This window comes from Cobetia sp. SIMBA_158 (genome assembly GCF_046566945.1).
Classification (GTDB): Bacteria; Pseudomonadota; Gammaproteobacteria; order Pseudomonadales; family Halomonadaceae; genus Cobetia; species Cobetia amphilecti.
This window is the reverse complement of sequence record NZ_JAWJYL010000338.1, coordinates 1-274: the sequence shown is the minus strand read 5'-3', so window position 1 is coordinate 274 and position 274 is coordinate 1. Positions and strand designations below refer to the sequence as shown.

General features: G+C 35.8%; 1 protein-coding gene. It reads right to left on the bottom strand.

The window, feature by feature from the left end:
* The coding region (locus R2R70_RS20190; protein WP_410978931.1) for a GerAB/ArcD/ProY family transporter at positions 1-274 on the bottom strand (274 nt) is incomplete at both ends.

Genomic DNA, 274 nt, shown 5'->3' with positions numbered 1-274 from the left:
AGATGGAAAGCTGAATTGGCGTATCTGGTAACAACCCACCGACTAAAACTTCTGCAAATTGCCTTGTTTCTAATCCTATTAAAATCAGTGCAGTGATTAAAAATAAAATTATGAAAAGATTCCCGAATACTTTTCCAACGATCAACTTGCTATACCCAACGAACGTGTATTTTGAAAATCGCCTTCCTAAAATAAGGAGACCTAGAAGACCAATAAATGCAATAGAAATCCCTACTAGACTTGCTAATGGAGCTGCATTTCCTGATTTTTCAAT